Here is a 22,198-nt window from a genome sequence, read left to right on the forward strand (position 1 = left end):
TTTTTTAAAGCTTTAATTTTTTAAATATAAATTCAGGAATATTCCTGATAATCATCATAATAATACTCCAGATCGGCAAAACGTACGCTACGTTCTTTTGCTTTTTAAATGCTTTATAAATACAAGCTGCTGCCTGTTTTGGAGTAGCTGTCAATTTAGGATTTAAAGGTAAACCTTCCGTCATTTTGGTAGCCATAAACCCTGGTTTTACCGTCAGAACATGTACTTTTTTACTGAAAAGGTAATTTCTAAGCCCACTTAAATATGCTGTAAAAGCAGCTTTGGCACTCCCGTAAATAAAGTTACTCTGTCTTCCTCTGTCTCCTGCCACCGATGAAAGTCCAATGATCGTTCCTGATCTTCTGCTTTCAAACTTATGGGCAAAATAATTCATTACCGGAACCAACTTTGAATAATTGATATTAATAATACGTTCTGTATTCTTATTATCATAAAGCCCTTCTTCCGTTCCTTCACCTAAATATCCTACGGCACAAAATAATACATTTGAATTGATATAATCAAATTTGTTGTAATCAATCTCTTTCATCAGATCCAGTTCAATGACTTCAGACTGTTGTAAAAACTTTACATCAATATGTCTTGCAAATCTTTCCGTTGTTTCTTTATTTGAGGTAAAAAGATAGATTTTTTCAAATTTTTCTCCTTCTTGAAGTGCTTTTTCCACAAATGCCTGTGCTACTTCAGATGTACTTCCCAGAACTATCATTATGAGTTGTTATTTAAAATTCTTTTGTGCTGTAAAGACACAAATTTAGGACTACGAATATTTTTCAGGTAATTGGTGAGTGAAGATCTGCTCATACTGTCTTTCGTCAGATAGATTCTTCCTCCGAATTCCTGTACAATACTATCAAGCTCATCTACAAGCTTTTTAAGCTTTGAATTTACTTTAAAATCAAGCGCCAATGTATACCCTTCTACAGGGAAAGAGTTGTAAGCTTCCGGATTATTTTTCCCGAAAAGTTTTAAAACAGCTAAGAAAGAGCCATTTCCGCTTTTCGCAATCGTTTCAAGGATTCTTTTCATTCCTTCTTTTCCTGCTTCTTTAGGAATCACCATCTGATACTGTATGAAGCCTGATTTCCCGTAGATTTTATTCCATTCATTGATGGCATCCAAAGGATAGAAGAACGTCTCATAATCTATGAAGCTTTTCACTTCCTTTTTGGATTGCTTTTTATAATACAGCCAGTTGAATATTTTCACAGTCAATGCATTCAATACAAATCCCGGAAAATAGAAAGGAACTGTTGGCTGCAGTTTTTTCTTTAATCTTAAAGGAGTCTTGGCGAGATTTTGAGGCAGCTCGTGTTGAAAAGCGTGTTCTCCTCTCATCAGAATACTTCTTCCGATATTTTTTCCTTTCTGAAGACAATCAATCCATGCTACAGTATACGTCCAGCTTTCACTTTCATCAAAGAGTTTAAAGATCTCATCAAGATTATCTGCTTTGATACTTTCCTGACGAATGTACGCAGATTCTATATTTTTTAGCTTAAATTTTGCAGTAAGAATAATTCCTGTAAGTCCCATTCCACCAATGGTAGCCCAAAACTTTTCCGAATTTTCTTCTCTTGAGCATGTAATGATATCTCCGTTTTCGGTCATTAATTTAAACTCAATCACGTATTCTGAGAAACATCCTTCTGCATGATGATTTTTACCGTGTACATCTGATGCAATAGCTCCTCCTACTGAAACAAATTTTGTTCCCGGAGTTACATAAAGAAAGTATCCCTGCGGAACTGATATTTCAAGAACGTCTGAAAGTAATACTCCGGATTCACATTCGATGATTCCGTTCAAGCGATCAAAACTGATGAATTTATTTAATTTTTTGGTAGAAAATATCGTTTCTCCTAATGAGGCATCTCCATAGCATCTTCCGTTTCCTCTTGCAATAACCTCATTGTGATTCAGTACAAACTCCTTTATTTTTTTGAAGCTGTCTTCAGATCTCATTTCTTTTTCCACTACCGGGAAATTACCCCAGTTTGTAACCTTCTGTGTGAAATTTGGCTTCATTTCTTAAAGTAAATTTGAATTAAAAATGCGGCAACCCAAAGTAATAGAGTAACCTGTATATAACGGTCTCTGTAAACAATTTTTGTGGGAGATTCCGTTCTGTTATAGACTAAAGTTTGCTGTAAATATCTTAACAGGGCAAAAACTACGAAAACTACGGTATAAAAAACTCTTTGATGGAATCTTGCCTGTACTTCAGGAGATAGGGTAAACATCAGATAACACACGATAGCTAATGTTATGGAAATAGAAAGCGCAATATCTGCAAACTGAACATTATAACCGTCCAACGCTTTTCTTGTCTTCCCGGAAACCTGAGCGTTAATAAGCTCACCTCTTCTTTTTCCTATAGCAAGCACTAATGCCAATACAAACGTCAATAGAATCGCCCATTGTGAAATCCCAATCCCTGTGATATAACCACCTGCTAAAACACGCAGAACAAATCCAATGGCAATGATAAAAATATCAATAATCGGAACATGTTTCAATCTGAAAGTATAAGCAAGGTTCATCACTACATAGAATGCGATGATGGTTGCAAACTTCCATAGCAACTGATGGAAATAAAGCTGAGCAATTATGACGAGAGCAATATCGGCAATTACAAGTCCGATAAGAATTCCTATGGCTTTGGATTTTGAAATAGCACCACTTGCCAGCGGTCGCCTTCTTTTTTCGGGATGCTTTTTATCTGCTTCAATGTCGTTATAATCATTCAGAATATAAACAATGCTTGCAGCCAGTGAAAAGATGATAAAAGCAAATACACTTTTGGTAAGCAGCTCCAGATTGGTAATATTTCCGGAGAAAAATAGAGGGACAAATACAAAAAGGTTTTTCACCCATTGCTCCACACGGAGCAGCTTTAAATATTTCTTCATTTATGTTATTTCAAGTACAAAAATAATAAATTCAAAATTGCCAGCATAAAAATACAAAAAAAACCGCCGAGGCGGTCTTTTACGAAAATATTTATATGTTAAATTAACTATTGTCCTTGTTTAGCATCGTTAATCATTTTTTCATTTGCAGTAATTGCAAACTCTACTCTTCTGTTTTTAGCTCTTCCTTCGTCTGTATCGTTGCTTGCAACCGGCATATTTTTACCTTCACCTTTAGTGAACATTCTGCTTCCTGCTAATCCTTTTCCTACTAAATAAGCTTTTACAGCATCAGCTCTTCTTTGAGAAAGTGCCACGTTGTATGCATCTTTACCTACGCTGTCTGTGTGACCATAGATATTGATATTAGTATCTGGATTATCAACTAATACTTTAGCTAATTTATCTAAGTTATTTTGTGCAACAGAAGTAAGGTTTGAAGAGTCAAAAGCAAAGTTTACAATACTTTCATTCATTGTAACTTTAATACCGTCTCCTACTCTTTCTACCTGAGCTCCTGGTAAAGTTTCTTTAATATCTTTAGCCTGCTTATCCATTTTGTTACCGATAACGTTACCTGCAACACCACCGATAATACCTCCTAGTACAGCACCAATTGCTCCATTTCCACCTTTACCTACATTGTTACCTAAGATACCTCCTAATACTGCTCCTGATGCAACACCTACAGCAGTACCTCTTTGTTGGTGATTTGAATTCTGAACCGCTTCACAGCTTGTCAATAATAATGCTGATGACAAGAAAAGGGCTCCTACGTATGTTTTAGTAAATTTCATTTTTTTTATCTTTTATGTTGTTAATTATTTCATTCCAGCTCTTTCGAAGTTGTAAACAACTTTTACGCTACCTCCTTCGAATGGAACGTCCTGCTGAAGTGAAAACTGATCTGTAGTTTGATTAATTACCGTTAAAGTATACCCTGCAGTGTTTTGTTTTGCTTTAGTACCTTCATAAATTTTCTTAAACATAAATGTATCGCCGTTCTTGATTTCAAACTTGATAGGCTGTGTAATCGCCGGGCAACTTCCACCACCGTTCAGCGTATAAGCACCCGTCCAGTTATTAGGGATCAATCTCCAGTGACTTCCTACGAAGCACTGTGCGTCTGCTCCTTCGTCAAAAGGCTTAATTTTATACCCTTTATCGTAATCTACGCTCACGATCTGCCAATCTCCTTTTAATTTAAGAAATTCAGCTCTTTGATTTTGAGATGTAGCTGCTTTATTCACAGAGGAACAAGACACTGCAAAAAGTGATGTTCCCAACATCCCTGCAAGTAGTAACTTTTTCATTTTGTTGTTTATTATTTTGTTACAATAAAGTTACAAAAAACCGTGCCAAAATAGAATTTAAAAAATAAAAAAATCCGAAAAATTTCGGACTTTTTTATTACGTGTTTAAAAATGAATCGTTTAATAGTTTTTAAGAAGATAACTCTACTTTATCACTTCATTTTTAACTATTAATGTTTAAAAACCATCCGTTAATGAAATGAAAATCATAAACATTTATGAGTAATTATTTTTTAACAGCCTTAGCTTTGATTGCTTTTTTAACTGCAGGTGTTTTTGCTCCGTTATAAAAGTTATTGTATGCGTATTCCGCAGCTTTTTTAACGTCTATTACTCCTCCAGCTGCAGAGAAATCACTGAAGCCGTCCGCTGTACTCTGATTACTTGATTTTTTTAACGCTTCTATGATCTGATCCGGTTTCAGGTTCGGCATATAAGCTAATAGGATTGCTGCAGCTCCCGATACAACCGGCGATGCCATTGATGTACCATCCAGGTATTCATATTTGCTTCCTGTAACAGTAGAATAAATTCTTGATCCAGGTGCAAAAACGTCTACCATTTTCTTATTGAAGTTCGAGAAATCTGCTCTTAAGGCATTATTCTGATTAGTACTTGCTCCTACTACGATCACGTTATTTACAAATGGTTTTTCATCTGTAACATTTTTAAAGTTTGTAGGATATGCTAAGTGTTCTGCAACGTCTTCATTTTCATTACCTGCAGCTTTTACTAAAAGTACTCCTTTATCTTCAGCGTACTTAAAAGCATCCCAAACTACATTTTTCCCTGGAGAAACCGGTTTACCAAAACTCATGTTCAAAATCTTTGCTCCGTTATCTACAGCATATCTGATAGCGTTTGCTACATCTTTATCTCTCTCATCACCATTAGGAACAGCTCTTACTGTCATGATTTTTGCTACTCTGGAAGCTACACCATGCTGTATTTCCTTTCCTTGAGGAAGCCCTGCAATGATTCCGGAAACGTGTGTTCCATGTTCTGCATCAGGTCCTTCATAATGGTTGTTTCCATAGCTTTTTTCTGAATAATCATCATAGTTATCTCCTACAATTTCTTTTCTCGGATCGTATGAAAGATCATATTGTTTTGCTGAAGGTGCATAATGGTCTAAAGCATCTTTCATATCTTTCTTCATTAATGTTTCAAATTCTGCAGCAGATTTTCCTTTAAAATTAGCATCCTGAGAAACATTTCCTAAGATTTCCAGAGCAATTGCATCTCTTTGATCAGTAGGTTTTTTAATGGCTGCGATATTTTCAGCAGTTAATGGTTTTCCTGCCAACATTTTAACCATATTCGGGATCAGTTCATTGACCATAGAATATGTTCTGAAGTTTTGTTGTGCATCAATACTTTTCTTAGTAAAAAGATCTTTAGCTTTCATATACATCGCAAATTCTTCTGGCATTTTTGCCTGATTTGCTTTGTTTTTTGTGGAATCATCTCCTTCAAAAACAGATTTATATTTGGCAACCACTCTTGTCACTTCCATATTATCAATGTCGATATCTCCATTTTTTCCACCAATGAAGTTCCAACCGTGGATATCGTCGATATATCCGTTTCCGTCATCATCTTTCCCGTTTCCTGGTATTTCATTAGGGTTTGACCACATATTTTTCACCAATCCCGGGTGATCTACCTGTACTCCACTATCTAAAACTCCTACGATTACCGTTTTCGGCTTTAAACCTTTTGATTCCAGATATTTATATGCATTTTCTGTATTTACACCGTATACTTTAGAAGTAGCAAAATCTTTGTGATACCACATCATAAGATCTTTATCTTCTTTTGGATCAATACTTTTAGCTTTTGATTCCTGTGCAAATGAGAAACCGAAACCTGCTAAAAAAACTGCAGCTAATAATACCTTTTTCATATGTTGATATTTGTTTTAAAGTCATATGCAATCGTCATCTGTTTTATTTATCATGAAGTTTTTCCAGTGACGATCTTATATTAATGTTTTATATTTTTTATGTAAACAAGCGATTCCGGACCTTTGTTACAGATTAGGTCTAAAACCGATAGGTCTTCCAAAAATCCTAATTTATCCGAGAAAGTCTGATAATAGCTTTCCATTTCAAATTCTGAAGGATGTTTTGCTGAGAACTTTTCTCTGAAATCGATCCCCTCCGGATTTTTGATATATTCTTCATTCAAAGAGTGTGCCTTTTCTGTTTTCAGTATTTGTTGGATTACTTCAATACCTTTAAGGTTAAAATCTAAAAGATACTTTTCTTTTAAATCAAAAACCTTTCTTAACTTATCTTCATAGTATTCGAAATAAGGGGAACTCTGGTATGCTGTTTTGATTGATTTCCAATGAAGACCTCTCCAGTCTTCTCTGTAAGAAATTTCAATATCCTTCATTTCTCTTTTCCCATTGTGATTAATTGGGATAATAAGAGATAATTTTCCGTTCGCTCCATAGATATTAGCTCTGTTTCTATAGGTTTGTTTCGGAAAGTTTTCAAACTGTTCAAATACAACGTCATTTTCAGCATCTAAAAACACTGAAAACCACGAAACCGGTGGCATATAAAATACCGGCAATAAAACATTCTTCATATTCATAATGCAAAAATGAAGTATTTTTTCAAATACTTCATTCTATTTTAAATTTAATTTTATTTATAATTCGTCTTCAGCCTTATTCTTTTTGAATAGTTTTACAAAATATTCCCAACCGAAGAATAATATTAAAATCATGGCTGCAATCCACCAGTATGAAGTTTTATTGGCTTCTCCTGTGTTTGTTGCTTTAAACATTCTATCCCAACGAACTTTGAACGGTGCCTGATAAGTAGAGCTGCTGTCTGCAAATGCTCCCTGAAGGCTCATCCATGTAAACATTGGCTTTCCAACGATATTTTCTTCAGGAACGAAACCAAAGAATCTAGCATCTAATGAAGCATCTCTGTTATCCCCCACCATCATATAATAATCCTGTTGAATAATATATTGGTTAGCTTCTTTTCCGTTGATAAAGATTTTTCCGTTCTTTTTCTCTAAGCTGTTGTGCTCATATTCGGAAATGATCCACTGATACATTGGAAGAGATTCGTTATTGATCGCAACTACATCTCCTTTTTTCGGAATTCTTACTGGACCATACCAGTCACTGTTCCAAGGTTTATTAACAGGGAAGATAGATTGAGTTGTATCAATTTTAGTTCTTAGATCATCTTTGTAGGCAATAGCTGCTTCCCCTTTTGGAGAAACGTCTTCTTTCATTTCTATAACTTGAGAAAGACCTTTAATTTCAGCGGCAGTTTTATCAGTTAATCCCTGGAAAGCATATAAATATCCTTTATCAGTCTGAATTTCCTGCACTGGTAAAAATCCATAAGTGTTATACAATGAAGGAATATCCAGCTGACTTCCTGTAGTTACAATATATCTGTGCTGTACTTCCTGATCTCCTAAAACTATTTCGGGTTTTCCGTTTACAAAAAGTCTTCCGGCTCTCATTTCGAAAGTATCACCTGCTGTAGCCACACATCTTTTTACATATGGATCTTTTCTGTCGATTGCTGTATGAACTGAATCCTGAGGATAGTTGAAAACAACGACGTCATTTTTTTGTGGTTTATTGAATTGTAAAATTCTCGTGTAAGGTAGTTTTACTCCATCTACATAAGATTTAGGATCGTCTTTTGGATTTCCTTTCTGTCCTGTATCCATAATGGTTCCCTGAAGGAAAGGTATTGCTACCGGACGCATTGGAAGTCTGTATCCATAGCTCCATTTGTTTACGAAAAGGAAATCACCTACCAATAACGTTCTCTCCATAGACCCGGTAGGAATCCCGAATGGCTGTGTTACAAAAACGTGAATAATAGTTGCAAAAACTACTGCAAAGGTAATGGAACCAAGGAAAGTATCTTTCTTTTTTGCATCCTTCTCTTCGTCTGTAAGAAACAGGTCATTTGCATTTTCGTCTTCAAGTTCTGTATCTTTAGAATAGTTGACTGTTGCCATATAAATGAACGGCAGAATCACTGTAAGGATTTGATCTTTGAAAAGTGATTTTCCAAACTTTTTCATTAAATAAAGATGGAAAACAGACATCATGATAGGTCCTACAATCGGAAAATACGAAAGGATTGCCCACCATTTCGGGTGCTTTGTTTCTTTTAAAATAATAAAATAGTTGTAGAACGGTATAAATGCAAATAGAGGATTATACCCCATTTTCTTGAACAACTTCCAAGTTGAAATTCCCATCAATACGGATAAGATGAGAACATACACTGTATAAGTTAAAAAATAATTCATAAATTTTTTGTGCCTATTCTAAATATATAAATGATAAATGATGAGTAATAAATGATTCCAGCGTTCTGCTATCTACAATTTACTATTCATCATTTTCTGTTATTGGTCTGCAATTTACAGAATTTGTTACAAATTAAAGTCCCAAAACGTCTTTCATTCCGAAGTTTCCTTTTTTATCTTTGATCCACTCAGCAGCTACTACTGCTCCTAAAGCAAATCCATTTCGGTTGAAAGCGGTATGTTTGATCTCAATCTCATCTACTTCACTTCTGTAGAAAACACTGTGAGTTCCCGGAACTTCATCTTCACGAACGGCGAAAATACCAAGTTCTTTCCCTTCAGTTTCTTCTAATTTCCATGCATCGAATTTAGGATTGTTATTAATAATACCTTCCGCTATGGAAATTGCGGTTCCGCTTGGAGCATCTTTTTTATGAATGTGATGAATTTCTTCCAATTGGCAAGAGTATTCATCTACGTTTTTCATAAGATCGGCTAGCTTTTCGTTTAAAGCAAAAAATAAATTCACTCCTAAGCTAAAGTTTGAACCATATAAGAATGCTGTACCATTTTCTATAGCTAATTTTTCTATTTCTTCTTTTTTCTCCAACCAACCTGTTGTTCCACAAATCACCGGAATTTTATTTTCAAGACAAGCCTTGATGTTATCATATGCCACTTCCGGCAATGAAAATTCGATCACAACATCGGGGTTATTAAGATTTTCAGCAGTTGGGGTTTCCTTTAGACGCGCCACTACTTCATGTCCTCTCTTCTGTGCAATCTCATCAATGATCTTACCCATTTTACCGTAACCAACTAATGCTATTTTCATGTAATCTTTTTTATTTTATTGTGACATAAGACCTTTCGGACTGATGTATTATTCTGTATTAAAATCTATAACTTAAACTAAATCCTGTTTTTGGGGCATCATATCCATACTGATCCTGAATCATTGATGGTTTAAAAGTAAGATCAGGGTCATGACGGCTCTCATAAAGATGAGCATCTACTACAGCATCTACAATATTCAAAATATAGATCAATCCTGTAATGGCAATGGCATAATCTCTTTGTCTTTTTGATCTGTCCTGCGCATTCCCCAGAGCTCTTTTATCTAACCATGGATGGCTATCCACAAATTCATTGGGTGTCCCATTCAGCTTGGCAATATAGTACTCACGATACTTTTTGTATTGGTTGTCATTCCATACAGCAATACCAACTCCGGCACCTACAGCTCCCCAAACAATAGGAATCTTCCAGTATTTTTTATTATAAAACTGTCCTAATCCAGGAAATACTGCTGAGTACAATCCTGCTCTTGTAGGATTCAGTTTTATGGTTTTCTTGGTGGGACCATTGGCTTTTTCGAGATCAGAAATAATCTTTGATTCTGTTTTTCCAGGTTTTACAGCAGGATATTCCTCTTTCGAGGTTGTTTCTACCCGAACTGTATCAATAGGTGCAACTTGTGAATAGACCAATGCCGTGATACACAAGAAAAATGTGAAAAATATTTTCTTCATTTATTTAATGTGGGATAAAATATATTCCAGCTCTTCTTCATTTTTGAAGTCCAGAACAATTTTACCTTTTTTACCGTTTCCAGAAGTCTTGATTTCTACTTTCACATCCAGGATGTCAGCAATCGTCTTCTGTGCTCTTTTATAATTGTTGGATAGCTCGGCATTTACTTTTTTGGCAGCCGGAGACTTTGGATTTTTCAATGCAGCGGCAGCTTGTTCAGCCTGACGAACATTTAGTTTTTCCTTAATAATCAATTCAAATAAAACCTGCTGATGTTCTTCGCTTTCTATACTGATAATTGCTCTACCGTGTCCTGCAGAGATCTCACCGCTTCTGATTGCATTCTGAATATCCGGATTTAACCTTAACAATCTGATTGAGTTAGTAATCGTACTTCTGTCTTTCCCTACTCTCTGGCTAAGGTTTTCCTGAGTAAGCCCGATTTCTTCTAAAAGCCTGTGATACGTCAAAGCGATTTCGATGGCATCAAGGTCTTCTCTCTGAATGTTTTCAACAAGAGCCATCTCAAGAAGTTCCTGATCATTCACCAAACGGATATATGCCGGAATAGCTGGTAAACCTGCAATTTTACTTGCTCTGTAACGTCTTTCCCCGGAAATAATCTCAAACTTCTCGCCATCTTTCCTTAAGGTAATCGGTTGAATTACGCCTAAGTTTTTAATAGACTGAGCAAGTTCGTTTAATGCTTTTTCATCAAAATAAGTTCTCGGCTGCGTCGGATTCGGATAAATATCTTCAAGCGCAACTTCTACAATATTTCCCACAAACTTATCTGCTCCTTCATCAGTAGCTGAATTGATAGTTGCTTTGGATTCTGCACTTAAAATGGCGCCCAAACCGCGTCCCATAGCTCTTTTTTTGTCCTTCATAGATATAATTGATAAATGATGTCTGATAAGTGATGACTAGCATTCACTTTTTTGCCATTTATTGATTAATTTAATTTTTTATTAAATTTTCGTTCTTTAAAAGAACTTCTTCAGCTAACTGAATGTACTGAACTGCCCCTTTACTTTCGGCATCATAGTTCAGGATACTTTCTCCGAAGCTTGGTGCTTCACTTAATCTTACGTTTCTACTGATAATTGTTTCGAAAACCATTTCAGGGAAATGTAAGTTTACTTCTTCTACTACTTGATTTGATAATCTTAATCTGCTGTCATACATTGTAAGAAGAAGACCTTCTATTCCAAGATCTTTGTTGTGAATTTTCTGAACATTTTTTACTGTATTCAAAAGTTTCCCCAGTCCTTCTAAAGCAAAATACTCGCATTGGATAGGAATAATCACAGAATCTGCTGCTGTAAGAGCGTTTACTGTAATAAGTCCTAAACTTGGTGCACAGTCGATGATAATATAATCATAATCATCTCTCACACTAGCCAGTGCTTTTTTCAGCATATATTCGCGATCTTCTTTGTCTACCAATTCAATCTCTGCTGCTACCAAATCTATATGTGATGGAATGATATCAAGATTTGGAGTTGCTGTTCTCTTGATACAAACTCTTGTATCTGCACTATGCTCCAAAAGATTATATGTAGAATACTGTACATCTTCCACTCCCAACCCAGACGTTGCATTTGCCTGAGGGTCAGCATCGATGATTAATATTTTTTTTTCCAATACTCCTAATGCTGCTGCTAAATTTACAGCGGTGGTAGTTTTCCCAACACCTCCTTTTTGATTAGCAATACCTATGATTTTTGCCATTATTAGAACTTTAAGTTTCAAAAATACACTTTTTTCTTTGCTCCCGATGAATGGGTAAAATCAAAATTGAGTTAAAATATTGTTAATAAGCAATTTAACTATTAAAAAAATTATCCACAAAAAAAATTCTTTGTGGATAACTATTAAAATTTGAGTTTCGATATTAATTATCAAACTTCATAGAGATTGGAAACTTGAAGTAACTTCTTACAAATTCTCCTTTTTTGTTTTTGGCAGGAATCCATTTTCCTTTGTTAGAAATTGACTTCACTGTTCTTACCGCTTCATTATTAAAATCGGCGTTGGTTCCATTAGCTTTTACCCCTGAGATTGTTCCATCCATTTCTACAATGAAAGTAACCGTAGTTTTTACAATGTTTTCTGATTCAAATCCAGAAGCATCAAAGTTGTTCATTACTTTGTTTCTGAAAGAGTCTATTCCGCCATTAAAATTGGCTTCTACTCCAAGATCTCCTTCATCAACAATTATATTTTTGTCTACCGGCACCTGAATGGTTGGTGGCGGCGTATTGATTGCCGGTCCATTTCCTATAGGCGCAGTTGTTGGAACATGAGTATTTGGCGCTACAATATCCCCTTTAAAATTGTTTGTAAAGCCTGCTACTGCATCATCAGGAATGGGATCTTTTTTTACATTATCCTGAGCATTCCTTGATGGTGTTGGAACTGTGCTATCAAATGTCTTTGTATTCGGAGCGGTTGCTGGTTTTACCGGTGTAATAGTTACTGGCGGAGTAACCTGTGTATTTGGAATCTCTGGCATAAAGTCTATAATAACTCCTTCCGGACCTTTTGCTACAGGCTCTGTTTTAAATGCTGAGATAGCAAATGGAGTAATTGAAATTGCCGCCAATAAGCTCACTCCTACAAAAAGTGCTTTGGTTAATATTCTATCTGATTCGTTTCTTAATGCATAGGCGCCATATTCTTTATTACGGTGCTCAAAAAGAACTTCGTTGAAGCGAAATTCTTGGTTTTGGTTCATGTGTTTCATCACTATTACTATTTAAACTGTTAAAAAAAGTGATTATTAGTTTTATTAGTTCTTATCGATAAGCAATGTTTCAATATCAAAAGATTTGCCAGAATTTTACCAAAACAACATAATATTATAAAATTTTATGAAAATGTTTAAAATTTAACATTTCAACTATTGAAAATATACACCTAAAATTCATTAAAGTATTGGATTATGTAAAAATCATCAGCAGCATAATCACTGGTATTAATAATCCCAGTGCATTGATAATAATAAGAATAACTGAACTGATCTTTGCTCTTTTATAACTTTTAGCGGCAAAATAAATACCGGCAACACTAAATAACAAGCTGCAAACAATAAACAATTTCCACAGAAAATTATTATGAAGATTTATTGGAAACCCTAAATAAACACCTATTAAAACAGCATATGCAATAGTAAAGTATAAGCTTATTACAATATTGTTCATTGTAGATTGGGGTACTCTCTTATTTTCCATTTAATTTAATATAAGATTTAAATATAAGGACTTTCAACAACATTAACATTTTTGGACCACATGATTATCCATGTCAATATTTAAAACTTTAACATGAATAGCAGACAAAAAAAAGAGACCATCAAAATTGACAGTCTCTTTTTTATTTTATTTTCTAAGTGTATTAGAATAATTCTTTTCTGATAATGTTCTGGCTTCTTTCTGGTCCTACAGAAACTAAGTAAACATTGATTCCTAAATATTCTTCAATAAACTCGATGTACTTCTGAGCATTTACCGGAAGTTCATCATAGCTTCTCGCTTTAGTAATATCTTCTTCCCAACCTGGTAAATCATGGTAGATTGACTCATAGTTGTATAATTTTTCTGTTGACGAAGTAAAGTAATCGATAATCTTTCCGTCTTCAGTTTTGTAATGTGTAACGATTTTAAGGTTTTCAATTCCTGTAAGAACGTCTAGTTTAGTAATTACAAGGTTATTGATCCCGTTGATCATACAAGCATGCTTCAAAGAAACAAGATCTAACCAACCTGTTCTTCTCGGTCTTCCTGTAGTTGCTCCAAATTCACCACCGATCTGTCTGATTTTTTCACCTAATTCGTTATCCAATTCAGATGGGAAAGGTCCGTTACCTACTCTTGTACAGTATGCTTTTGCAACACCGATCAGGTTTTGAAGTGAAGTTGGCGGAACTCCTGCTCCTGAGCAAACTCCTCCCGTAGATGGAGAAGATGAAGTTACATACGGATAAGTACCGAAATCAATATCAAGCATTAATGCCTGTGCTCCTTCAAATAAAACGTTTTTACCGTCTCTGATCGCTTCATTTAGCTCTAATTCAGTATCAACGATTCTGTCCTGCAGTTGTTTTCCAATTTCTAAATATTCATTATAGATCTCTTCAACGTCTAACGCTGGTTTTCCGTAATATTTTTCAAAAAGAGAGTTTTTAACTTTTAAGTTTTTCTCAATTTTATCTCTTAAAATTTCAGGATTTAAAAGGTCAACCATTCTGATTCCAACTCTTGCAATTTTATCTTCATAACAAGGTCCGATACCTTTTTTGGTTGTTCCGATCTGAGTTCCTCCGTGTTCCTCTTCACGGTAAGTATCCAAAAGGATGTGGTAAGGCATGATAACATGCGCTCTTCTGCTGATAAAAATGTGATCTGTTTTCAAGCCTTTGCTTTCAATCTGATTCACTTCTTTAATAAAAGATTTAGGGTTTACCACTACTCCGTTCGCAATGATACATTTCCCTTTGCATTGAAGAACTCCTGAAGGAAGAAGGTGTAAAACGAATTTTTCTTCACCTACATATACCGTGTGACCAGCGTTGTCTCCACCCTGGAAACGCACTACATAGTCTGATTTTGCAGATAAAACATCCGTGATTTTACCTTTACCTTCATCTCCATACTGAAGACCTACAACTACATAAGTTGACATATTTTACTTTTGTTTTAAGATTCGTGCAAAATTACTCTGAAAAAAAATGACAGCCAAATTATAGTGGTAATTTATTTTTGGATGGGGTGAAAATCATGGGGTTTAATATTTTAAAAACAAACCTATGAAAGGATTTATTCTGTATTATTGTAATTATAAAAAACTAGAATGCAACCCAATTCAACAAAAGATTATATTAGAGTAGCCAGAGAATACTTATTAAAAAATATTGGAGATCACATTGATGTTATAGAAGAATATGCTGAAGATCTTGATGATGTTTTTTTATTTTTTTATCAATCTAAAAAATATCTTGAAACAAGAGACGAAAGATACATGTTGATTGGACAAGGTCCTATGTTTATTATAAAAAAAGACGGAAGAATTATAGATTATGGAAGTGCTTGGGGGCATAAAATGGCACGAATAGACATAATTAATAAGTTAAATAAGGAAAGATTAATAAGAATATTCTATAAAGATTATGACATATGGAATGATTATTATGTCCGTAATATAAGTTACAAATTGATCATCAAAAAGCTTCACGAAGATGATATTGAGGGTTTTATCTCCATATTATTGAAAAATAAGATTCAATACCATGTTATTGATGAGAACAAAGATTATTCATCTCATTATTATAGTAAAGAACAACTTGAAAAGAAATTCGAAAAATTCCCTGTCAATCTGGGTAATAGATTTTCTAATTTTTTCCCTGATGTTCTTATTGAGCTGATTAACGATTATCCATATTGTGATTTTACACTTTCTGAAGATGTTTAATAAAGGTATTTTTTTATTTATTGTGTATCTTTGATAAGCATTTAAACAAGCTATTATGCCAATTTCTAAAGCATCTGCATACCTGCCATCAAATATTAACAGTGAATCCCAACTGTTTTATACTATGTTTTCACCAGAAACGGTAAAAGCCACCTTACTCATTGTTCACGGTATGCAGGAACACAGTGGAAGATACGCTGAAATAGCAGAATATTTTGCTAATCATGGAATTGCAGTCTTGACATATGATCACCTAGGACATGGGAAGTCTGTAAAAGATAAAAACGAGATTGGTTTCTTCCAGCTTGACAAACCTGATGACAGACTGATTTCTGATGCAGAAATGATGGCAGATCACCTTGCAGCACAATATCCGGATGTTCCCCATTTTATTTTGGGACATTCTATGGGATCTTTTGTGACCCGTTGTCTTCTTAAGAGAGCGAGTAAGAAATTTGCAGGGGCTATTATTACCGGAACTGGTGGACCTTTGCCGGGAATTGATGTATTAAGAAGGTATTTATCATTCGCTAATATGATAGCACCCCATCATCGTACTTTTCTAAATTCTGTGTTTACCAAAGTCAATAATAAACAATTTAAAAAGGATAAAAATTTTGGTGACACAAGCTGGCTAAGCGTTAATCAAAAAAACAGAACAGCTTTTGAACAGGACGAGTTGTGTGGGATTCCTTTCACGCATAATGCCTTTTATACCCTGTTTACGGTTTATAAAAGAGCAACTACAAGGAATTGGGCTGCTTCTATTTCCCTATCGTTCCCTTTCCTGTTTGTAAGTGGACAAAATGATCCAATCGGAGATTTTGGTAAAGGAGTTACCCTTACCATCAATAATTTAAAAAATGATGGATTTCAGGATGTCAATGCAAAGATTTATCCGGAGATGCGTCATGAGATTTTAAATGAAGAGATACGAGAGAAGGTTCTGAGTGAGATTTATGATTGGATGTTGAAACATGGTAAATAGGTTCTTACGGATTTTTTCTTGTTATACTTTTGTCTTGAAACAAAAGTATACAAAAGTTCAAGACTGGAATCATCCGCTAAAAATTTAAATATACTCCTAAAATTCCCAAACTCGCATGGATCACTTGATACAGCTTCGATTCAATGGGCCAACCATGCTCAGACAGTGGGAATTTTTTAACGGATTATATTGAAATTTTCTTAACACTCCTAATTCCTAAGTCGATGAAGAAATACAACCTACTTATCAAAGTAGTGAACAAGTATTCAATCTTCTTACCTACCACTACTTTCAATCCATTCTGAGAAAGGTTTCCGATAGGTTTCTCCTACAGTGACGAAATCCATGTTTCTCATCTGGATTCTGTTTCCTTCAATGACTTTGATTTTATCAGTTGCGATAATGTAAGACCTATGAATACGCATAAATCTGTTTTCAGGAAGTTTCTCTAAAATATCTTTCATATTTTCCAGCACCATGATTTTATCGTTGATGGTGTGAATTCTGATATAATCTTTCAATCCTTCAATATAAATAATCTCATCAAGGGCTATTTTGTAATATTTTCTGTCTGACCGGACAAAAAGATGGTCCATCTGCGACTCAGGAATGAATGCTTGCTGCCATTGTATAAATTTTTGTACTCCTTGATAAAAACGATTAAAAGTAATTGGCTTCAATAAAAAATCTACCACATGAAAATCAAAAGCTTCCAAAGCATATTCAGCATAAGCAGTGGTTACAATGAAATTATGATTCTTATTGAACATTTTCATCATTTCAATTCCCGTAAGCTCAGGCATCTGAATATCAATAAAAATAAGGTCTATATTTTCTGACCCCAGCAATCTCATCACTTCATACACGTCACTTCCGGCATAAATGATATTCAGTAGATCTGTTTTTTGGGCATAATCATTTAAAAGCCTTACAGCAAAGGGTTCATCATCAAGGATAATACAATTGATCTTTTGTCTCATGAAATTTGAATTTGTATGGATGCTTTAAATTTATTTTCAAGACGAGTGGTTTCCAGTTTGTATTTACCATGATACAGCATATCTAACCTGTTTTTAAGATTATCAAGACCGATGCCGCCCAATTTATCCGTTTTTTTATTTCCTATGGAATTGATAACTTCAAAATTCAGACTTTTATCATCAGAAATTATATTGATTTCAATGGGATCTTTTTCTGAATAAGCTCCATGCTTTAAGGCATTTTCTATCAATGGGGACAGAATATACGGTGCTATTCTTTGTTTTTCATCTTTAATTCCTGACTGCCATTTTACAATATTATTTTCATAATGTCTTAATTCTTCCAGCTCTATATAAGCTTTTATATAATCCAACTCTTCCGACAGGGCAATATGCTCTTTTTGAGCCTCATAAGTGGTAAAACGCATAATGCTGCTCAGTTTTTCAATAGCAGAAAGAGATTCAGGAGATTGAAAATGAACCATTGAATAGATATTATTCAAAGTATTGAAAATAAAATGGGGATTGATCTGAGCCTTAAGGAATTTGATCTCCGTATTTTTCTGTTCTTCCAAAATCACTTTATTGTATTCTAAAAGTCTTATCACATGGATAATCAACCATAAGAATGAGCTAAAAATAATAGGTTTGCTGCTATAGGCAAGATTATCCAGAAGGTAACTTCCTAAGACCGGATTGGTATAATTCACCTGCCCTAGCCACCAATCTGTTAAAATCTGTTCAATCACAAATCTGGTTAATGTAAAGAACAGATAAGTAATGATAATTCCTGCCAATAGTTTTATCCATTTAAAATCCTTGAAAATTCTTGGCATTACCACGACATAATTGAAATAGAAGGTTAGCACAAAAACTATGGAATAGGTTTTAAAGAATAAATCCAGCTCTGGTATTTCTAAAGAAAGCGGTTTGCCCACTAACATAAAGTACAAGATCAGCAGCCAAAATAAGAAATGTAGACCAGTCTCTGTTTTTTTATTCAGATATAGTTTTCCCATATCGGTTATTATTTTTTTGTAAAAATAGGTTTTTATAGAAAAGCTTTACAATGGGTTTGTCGACAAAAATCCCGGGAACGTCGATAAAATTGGTTTCAGGTTGCTCAATGCTGCAGTTTTGCTGAAAAATAAAGACAAAAACTATGAAAACTTTAATTCTTCCAACTATACTTTTGTTATTCCTAAACACAATGAATGCACAGGAAAAGGAAACCACAAACGAAACTTCATTAGAAACTGTTGTTATCAAAAAACAGAAAAAAATCATCGAAAGAAAAGTAGACCGATTAATTTATAACGTTGAAAACTCAATCGCTTCAACGGGTGGTAATGCTTTGAATGCTTTAAAATCTGCTCCGATGGTGAGAGTTCAAAATGAAGCAATTTCCATCGTTGGCAAGGGTGAGGTTCTGATTATGATTGATGACCGTCTTCAAAAAATTCCGGCAAGTGAAGTTGCAGCTTTCCTGAAAACCATTCCTTCGGATAATATTAAAAGTATTGAAGTCATCACTTCTCCACCAGCAAAATATGAAGCGGAAGGAAATAGCGGTATTATCAATATTAAACTTAAAACAGCAAAAAGCAATTCATGGAATGCCAGTGTAGGAACCAATTATACCCAAAGATTCTATGCTGGCAACAGTGTTCAGGGCATGTTTAATTATAACCATGGGAAACTTTCTCTACAATCTTCTTTGTATGTGGAACAGCAAAAGCTTCGGTCCAATTCTCAAACCAATACTTATTATCAAAATGAATTATGGTCTATGGATACACAGAGTATCAGTAAGAATAAGAATCTGGGTATCAGTTTAGGGGCTGATTATAAAATCACAGATCAATGGACCACGGGAGTAAAATATTTGGGAAGTTTCAGCACCGAAAATGGTTCAAGTTCGCCATTTACGTCAAGAATGAATTATCAGAGTTCTCACCCTAATTCGTTCATTTCTTCCGATACAGAGTCATCCAATAAACCCAATATTAACAGTTTAAACTGGTTTAATACTATAAAAATGGACAGTGCTAAAACTGTACTGACTACAGATTTTGATTTTTTTGAATATAAAAAAGATGATGTGAGGGATTTCTATGGCAGTGAACTTGATGCCAACATGCAAATGCTTCCCGGCACATATTTTTCAGCATTAAATTCAAATGTGAATAAAATTCGTAATTATTCAGGAAAGACAGATCTGGAAACCAAACTATCGTGGGCAGAGTTTAATTTTGGAGGTCGTTTTTCTTTTACCCGTACTGACAATAATTTTTTAGCCTATAATAAAGAAACAGGGTTACCTGTACTTAATACAGATCAATCCAATATTTTCATTTATAAAGAATATAATGAGGCATTATATTTTTCAGTGAGTAGAAAATTCAATAGTCAATGGGAGGCTAAATTGGGATTGCGCGCGGAAGCTACCCAAACAATTGGGGTTTCTGAAAACAACAATCAGACAAATAAAAATCAATATATCAAATTATTCCCAACAGCTTATCTTACGTATACTATGAATACCAATCATTCTTTTTCATTGAATTACAACAGAAGAATCAGACGTCCTGATTTTGATTATCTGAATCCGTTTGTTGTACGAACAAGTCCGTTTTATTATTCTGAAGGCAATCCTTATCTAAAGCCTTCTATCATTGACAATGTGGAACTTTCCTATATTCAGGGTCAAAAGTGGACTTCTTCATTATATTACTCTAAGGTTTCAGATTTCGGACAGGCTTTATCTATATTGAATCCTGAAACCAATGTTACCAGAAATACGCCTATGAACTATGCTGATACTTATCAAATCGGGGTTTCCACCTCATATAATTTCAACTCAATAAAATGGTGGAATAGCTTTTCGGGGTTGAATGTTAATTATCAGAATGTAAAATCAAAAGTACCTTATACAGCCTCTATTGATGGTTACAATGCTTATTTGTACAGTAATAATGATTTTACTCTTAACAAGAAAAAAACAATTTCCTTAAGTGTCAACTATGGCTTACAATTTCCAGGTAGGTATCAGATCTTCCATATTTCTACAATGAATATTTTAGATGTTACAGTAAAAGTATTATGCCTGGACAAAAAATTTTCAATAGCCCTTACCGGAACTGATCTTCTGAATAGCCAAAGACCTTTGATTTCTTATCAATCTAATGGTATTGAAACTAATTTCAGAAATAATAATTATACAAGAGGATTAAGGCTTTCATTAAGCTACAGATTCGGAAATAATGATCTGAAATCTAAGGATAGAAATTTTGGGAATGAGGAGGAAAGAAATAGGATGAATCAATAAAATTCTCATATTGTTTTTAATTCTTAATGCTGATGAGGCTTACACAGATTTCGTAGATGTTTATGGATATGTTTAGCTGCAAAATCTGCGAGCGTTTTTTCCTATATTGAGATTCTTCATTCTAGTTTTAAATTACGTTCGCAGACCTTCAGTCTATATTCAGAATGACAGAGGCTGATTTTGATAATTGAGCGGGTAAATATGGAGTTATTAAAGATTGCTTCGTTTCGCTCACAATGATGTATCTAATAATTTTATATTTTTGAATCTCATGTTTTAAAATAATGAACAGAATTGACAGACTGATTTCCGTGCTTACCACCCTACAATCTAAAAAGTTTGTAACTGCCGATTATATTGCTGAGAAATACGAAATCAGCATAAGAACGGTTTACCGGGATATTAAAGCATTGGGAGAAATTGGAGTTCCTATTGATTACGAACCACAAAAAGGATATACTGTTTTGCAAGGATTCTTTTTACCGCCTGTTCTTCTTACCAGCGATGAAGCGAATGCACTAATCATGATTTCAAAACTTTCAGAACGTTACACAGATAAGACCATACAGAAGAATGTTTCCAATGCCATTGATAAAATAAAATCAGTCTTGCAATATTCTGAAAAGGAGAAAGTTGATCTTTTGCAGAAAAAAATTGGCATCTATGTTTCTCCAGAAACAGATCATAGTAAAGATTATCTTACAATTTTACAAAACTCCATTGTTGATAAGCAAATTCTGAAAATAGGTTATCTCAATAATTTAAATAAAGCCAGCGAAAGAGAAATTGAACCCATTGGCATGAGCTTTTATACCAACCAATGGCATCTGATTGCCTGGTGCTGGGAAAGAAATGGATACCGGGATTTTAAAGTCTTACAGATTCAGAACTTAAGAAATACAGGACTACCTTTTAGGAAAGAAAGTCATTTTACACTGGAAGAATATATTAATTCTTTGACATAGATAGAGGGTTGAAAACTGGAAGAGGCTGCTTACTTTTAAATTAAAAAAACAGACTGACATAAGGTTGACAGTCGCCCTATTTACCTTTGTCCAAAATATAATATAACATGGATAAAGTATACAAAAATTGCCAGAGCTGCAGAATGCCTCTGAAAAAATCACCTAACGGAGGCGGAACCAATTCCGACGGTTCTACCAGCACAAAATATTGTGATTATTGCTATGAAAAAGGACAGTTCAGACAAGCCAATATCACAGCAAAAGAAATGCAAGAGTTTGTAAAACATAAGATGAAGGATATGGGCTTCCCTGGTTTTTTAGCAAGTTTATTTTCAAACGGAATTCCTAAATTAGAACGCTGGAAAAATCAAAATTAAT

22 protein-coding genes are annotated in these 22,198 nt (G+C 34.4%); 5 read left to right on the plus strand and 17 right to left on the minus strand.

Annotation, left to right across the window (positions count from 1 at the left end; genetic code table 11):
• Window positions 1-4: 4 nt before the first annotated feature.
• The 15 genes from BW983_RS21635 to BW983_RS21705 form a co-directional block, all read right to left on the minus strand.
• Window positions 5-730, minus strand: a complete 726-nt coding sequence (locus tag BW983_RS21635) for an SDR family NAD(P)-dependent oxidoreductase (protein ID WP_065393563.1) — start codon at window positions 728-730, stop codon at window positions 5-7.
• A complete protein-coding gene (locus BW983_RS21640; RefSeq protein ID WP_076553857.1) occupies window positions 730-2,049 on the minus strand; it encodes an FAD-binding oxidoreductase in 1,320 nt (439 codons plus the stop codon). The genes BW983_RS21635 and BW983_RS21640 overlap by 1 nt, the downstream gene beginning before the upstream one ends.
• Window positions 2,046-2,933: a decaprenyl-phosphate phosphoribosyltransferase gene (locus BW983_RS21645; protein ID WP_076553858.1), complete on the minus strand. Its 888-nt coding sequence runs from the start codon at window positions 2,931-2,933 to the stop codon at window positions 2,046-2,048. The genes BW983_RS21640 and BW983_RS21645 overlap by 4 nt, the downstream gene beginning before the upstream one ends.
• A gap of 107 nt (window positions 2,934-3,040) precedes the next feature.
• Window positions 3,041-3,730: a YiaD family glycine zipper/OmpA-like lipoprotein gene (locus BW983_RS21650; protein ID WP_076553859.1), complete on the minus strand. Its 690-nt coding sequence runs from the start codon at window positions 3,728-3,730 to the stop codon at window positions 3,041-3,043.
• Between the two features lie 24 nt (window positions 3,731-3,754).
• Entirely contained in the window at window positions 3,755-4,246 is a 492-nt protein-coding gene (locus BW983_RS21655; RefSeq protein ID WP_076553860.1) for a lipocalin family protein, read from the minus strand.
• 226 nt (window positions 4,247-4,472) lie between these two features.
• A complete protein-coding gene (locus tag BW983_RS21660) occupies window positions 4,473-6,152 on the minus strand; it encodes a S8 family serine peptidase (RefSeq protein ID WP_076553861.1) in 1,680 nt (559 codons plus the stop codon).
• Window positions 6,153-6,232: 80 nt separating this feature from the next.
• A complete protein-coding gene (locus tag BW983_RS21665; protein ID WP_394333194.1) occupies window positions 6,233-6,850 on the minus strand; it encodes a WbqC family protein in 618 nt (205 codons plus the stop codon).
• A gap of 57 nt (window positions 6,851-6,907) precedes the next feature.
• Entirely contained in the window at window positions 6,908-8,554 is a 1,647-nt protein-coding gene (gene lepB, locus BW983_RS21670) for a signal peptidase I (protein ID WP_076553862.1), read from the minus strand.
• 133 nt (window positions 8,555-8,687) lie between these two features.
• A complete protein-coding gene (dapB, locus tag BW983_RS21675) occupies window positions 8,688-9,389 on the minus strand; it encodes a 4-hydroxy-tetrahydrodipicolinate reductase (protein ID WP_076553863.1) in 702 nt (233 codons plus the stop codon).
• 58 nt (window positions 9,390-9,447) lie between these two features.
• The gene (locus BW983_RS21680) at window positions 9,448-10,086 is read right to left on the minus strand and encodes a DUF5683 domain-containing protein (RefSeq protein ID WP_076553864.1); all 639 of its coding nucleotides are present in this window, start codon (window positions 10,084-10,086) and stop codon (window positions 9,448-9,450) included.
• Entirely contained in the window at window positions 10,087-10,977 is an 891-nt protein-coding gene (locus BW983_RS21685; RefSeq protein ID WP_065393555.1) for a ParB/RepB/Spo0J family partition protein, read from the minus strand.
• Window positions 10,978-11,047: 70 nt separating this feature from the next.
• A complete protein-coding gene (locus BW983_RS21690) occupies window positions 11,048-11,821 on the minus strand; it encodes a ParA family protein (protein ID WP_065393554.1) in 774 nt (257 codons plus the stop codon).
• 163 nt (window positions 11,822-11,984) lie between these two features.
• Window positions 11,985-12,836 carry a hypothetical protein gene (locus BW983_RS21695; protein ID WP_076553865.1) on the minus strand — a complete coding sequence of 284 codons (852 nt, stop codon included), beginning with the start codon at window positions 12,834-12,836 and terminating at the stop codon, window positions 11,985-11,987.
• A 196-nt stretch (window positions 12,837-13,032) separates the two neighbouring features.
• Window positions 13,033-13,323: a hypothetical protein gene (locus BW983_RS21700; RefSeq protein ID WP_076553866.1), complete on the minus strand. Its 291-nt coding sequence runs from the start codon at window positions 13,321-13,323 to the stop codon at window positions 13,033-13,035.
• Between the two features lie 163 nt (window positions 13,324-13,486).
• Window positions 13,487-14,773: an adenylosuccinate synthase gene (locus BW983_RS21705; RefSeq protein ID WP_076553867.1), complete on the minus strand. Its 1,287-nt coding sequence runs from the start codon at window positions 14,771-14,773 to the stop codon at window positions 13,487-13,489.
• 168 nt (window positions 14,774-14,941) lie between these two features.
• Here BW983_RS21705 and BW983_RS21710 point away from each other — a divergent pair, with 168 nt between their 5' ends.
• On the plus strand, window positions 14,942-15,559 hold the full coding sequence (locus tag BW983_RS21710) for a YrhB domain-containing protein (protein ID WP_076553868.1): 618 nt from the start codon (window positions 14,942-14,944) through the stop codon (window positions 15,557-15,559).
• Between the two features lie 55 nt (window positions 15,560-15,614).
• Window positions 15,615-16,547 (plus strand): alpha/beta fold hydrolase, encoded by a 933-nt coding sequence (locus BW983_RS21715; protein ID WP_076553869.1) that lies wholly within the window; start codon window positions 15,615-15,617, stop codon window positions 16,545-16,547.
• A gap of 275 nt (window positions 16,548-16,822) precedes the next feature.
• Here BW983_RS21715 and BW983_RS21720 read toward each other — a convergent pair whose 3' ends face one another.
• Both BW983_RS21720 and BW983_RS21725 read right to left on the minus strand, forming a co-directional pair.
• On the minus strand, window positions 16,823-17,527 hold the full coding sequence (locus BW983_RS21720) for a LytR/AlgR family response regulator transcription factor (protein WP_076553870.1): 705 nt from the start codon (window positions 17,525-17,527) through the stop codon (window positions 16,823-16,825).
• The gene (locus BW983_RS21725; RefSeq protein ID WP_076553871.1) at window positions 17,524-18,546 is read right to left on the minus strand and encodes a sensor histidine kinase; all 1,023 of its coding nucleotides are present in this window, start codon (window positions 18,544-18,546) and stop codon (window positions 17,524-17,526) included. The genes BW983_RS21720 and BW983_RS21725 overlap by 4 nt, the downstream gene beginning before the upstream one ends.
• Window positions 18,547-18,689: 143 nt before the next feature.
• Here BW983_RS21725 and BW983_RS21735 point away from each other — a divergent pair, with 143 nt between their 5' ends.
• The 3 genes from BW983_RS21735 (at window position 18,690) to BW983_RS21745 (ending at window position 22,197) form a co-directional block, all read left to right on the plus strand.
• A complete protein-coding gene (locus tag BW983_RS21735; RefSeq protein WP_084184634.1) occupies window positions 18,690-20,855 on the plus strand; it encodes a TonB-dependent receptor domain-containing protein in 2,166 nt (721 codons plus the stop codon).
• 284 nt (window positions 20,856-21,139) lie between these two features.
• Window positions 21,140-21,820 carry a helix-turn-helix transcriptional regulator gene (locus tag BW983_RS21740; protein ID WP_076553874.1) on the plus strand — a complete coding sequence of 227 codons (681 nt, stop codon included), beginning with the start codon at window positions 21,140-21,142 and terminating at the stop codon, window positions 21,818-21,820.
• Window positions 21,821-21,927: 107 nt separating this feature from the next.
• A complete protein-coding gene (locus tag BW983_RS21745; protein WP_076553875.1) occupies window positions 21,928-22,197 on the plus strand; it encodes a zinc ribbon domain-containing protein in 270 nt (89 codons plus the stop codon).
• Window position 22,198: the final 1 nt, after the last annotated feature.

Source organism: Chryseobacterium ureilyticum (genome assembly GCF_900156735.1).
GTDB classification, from domain to species: Bacteria; Bacteroidota; Bacteroidia; order Flavobacteriales; family Weeksellaceae; genus Chryseobacterium; species Chryseobacterium ureilyticum.